General features: G+C 71.9%; 2 protein-coding genes. Both read left to right on the top strand.

Annotation, left to right across the window (positions count from 1 at the left end; translation table 11 throughout):
• Positions 1–752: heme ABC transporter ATP-binding protein (locus tag MHW47_RS34760; RefSeq protein WP_239227818.1), on the top strand; the 752-nt coding region annotated here is incomplete at its 5' end.
• 202 nt (positions 753–954) lie between these two features.
• Entirely contained in the window at positions 955–2091 is a 1137-nt protein-coding gene (gene efeO, locus MHW47_RS34755) for an iron uptake system protein EfeO (protein WP_239227817.1), read from the top strand.
• The last annotated feature ends 150 nt before the right edge of the window (positions 2092–2241 follow it).

Raw genomic sequence — 2241 nt, 5'->3', positions numbered from 1 at the left:
GGCTGCGGGTGCGGCTCGGCGGCCGGCCGGTGCTGGACTCGATCGACCTGACGGCGTACGCGGGCGAGGTGCTGGCCCTGGTCGGTCCGAACGGGGCCGGGAAGTCCACGCTGCTGGCCGCGCTCGCCGCCGACCTGCCGGCCGGGAGCGGGACCGTGCGCATCGACGGGCGGCCGGTCACCGCCTGGTCCGCGGCCGAACTGGCCCTGCGCCGCGCGGTCCTCCCCCAGTCGGCGGCCCTCGCCTTCCCGTTCCCGGTGGAGGAGGTCGTCCGGATGGGCCGGGCGCCCTGGGCCGGGACGGACCGGGCCGGCGAGGACGAGGCGGCGGTGGCGTCGGCGATGGCGGCCACCGAGGTCACCGCGTTCGCCGGGCGGCCGTTCTCGGCGTTGTCCGGGGGCGAGCGGGCCCGGGTCGCGCTGGCCCGGGTGCTGGCGCAGCGCGCTCCGCTGCTGCTGCTCGACGAGCCGACCGCCGCGCTGGACCTGCGCCACCAGGAACTGGTGCTGCGGATCTGCCGGGAGCGGGCGGCGGCCGGGGACGCGGTGGTGGTCGTCCTGCACGACCTGGGGTTGGCCGCCGCGTACGCGGACCGGGCGGCGGTGCTGCACGAGGGGCGGATCGCGGTGGCGGGCCCGCCGGCCGAGGTGTTCTCGGGCGAGCTGCTGGGAGCGGTGTACCGGCAGCCGGTGGAGGTGTTCCCGCACCCCCGGACCGGGGTGCCGCTGGTGGTGCCGGAACGCACCCCGTGAACCGCTTTTTGCCTGTGCTTTGCCTGTGCGGGGTTCGTCCATGGGTCGACCGTGACCGTGCCGTTCCCGGACCCCGCGCAGTGAGAGCTGAATCACGGCACGGGTGGGTATCGGGCAGGTAAGCCTCGATTAAGTTAGGTCCGCCTCACCCGCCTTTGTCCGGCCCTTCTCCCCCACTCCTTCATCCTCATGTGGAGCCCAAATGCGCGCCGTTCGTCTCTCCGTCGTCACCGCTGCCGCCACCGCGGCCGCTCTGGCCGCCGTCACGGGATGCTCCGCGAAGAGCGACGGGAAGGGCGAGGGAGCCGTCGAGGTCGTCGCCAAGGACGACGCCTGCGAGGTCTCCAAGACCAAGCTGCCGGCCGGTCACATCGAGCTGGCCGTGCAGAACAAGGGCTCCAAGGTCACCGAGGTCTACATCCTCTTCCCGGACGACCGCATCGTCGCCGAGCGCGAGAACATCGGCCCCGGCACCAAGGCCACCATCACGGCCGAGATCAAGGCCGGCTCCTACGAGATCGCCTGCAAGCCCGGCATGAAGGGCCACGGCATCCGGCAGAAGATCGAGGTCAGCGGCGGCAAGGCGGTCAAGCGCAGCCCCGAGATGGACAAGGCCGTCGCCGCGTACCGCACCTATGTGCAGGCGCAGGCCGACCAGACGCTGCCGAAGGCGAAGGTCTTCACCGACGCCGTCGCCGCGGGCGACGTCGAGGCCGCGAAGAAGGCGTACGCCGACTCCCGCATCGGCTGGGAGCGCACCGAGCCGGTCGCCGAGTCCTTCGGTGACATCGACCCCAAGGTCGACGTCCGCGAGGACGGCCTGGAAGAGGGCCAGAAGTGGACCGGCTGGCACCGCCTGGAGAAGGCGCTGTGGCAGGACAAGAAGCTGGGCGCCGAGGAGAAGGCGCTCGGCCCGGTCCTCTACAAGGACCTGGTGGACTGGCAGAAGCGGGTCGGCACCGCCGACATCACCCCGACCTCGATGGCCAACGGCGCCAAGGAGCTGCTGGACGAGGTCGCCACCGGCAAGGTCACCGGTGAGGAGGAGCGCTACAGCCACACCGACCTGGTCGACTTCAAGGCCAACGTCGAGGGCGCCGAGCAGTCCTACAAGCTGCTGAAGCCGATCGCGGCCAAGAACGACCCCGCGCTCACCGAGTCCCTCGACAAGCGGTTCGCCGAGCTGAACAAGCTGCTGGAGAAGTACCGCAAGGACACCACCACGTACGAGTTCACCTCCTACGACAAGGTCGGCAAGGCGGAGCGCAAGGAGCTGTCGGACGCCGTCAACGCCCTGGCGGAGCCGCTGTCCAAGCTGGCCGCCGCGGTGACGAAGTAACGACGCGGGAGGAGCCGGAATGAGCGAGGAGAAGCGCCGCACGTCCGGCGGGGACGCCCCGTCGCGGCGGGCGCTGCTGGGCTGGGGCGGGGCCGGGCTCGCGCTCGGCGCCGCGGCCGGCTTCCTGGTGGCCTTCGGGGTACGCGAGAC

Source organism: Streptomyces sp. OfavH-34-F (assembly GCF_022347745.1).
Classification (GTDB): Bacteria; Actinomycetota; Actinomycetes; order Streptomycetales; family Streptomycetaceae; genus Streptomyces.
This window is presented reverse-complemented; position numbering and strand designations above follow the sequence as displayed.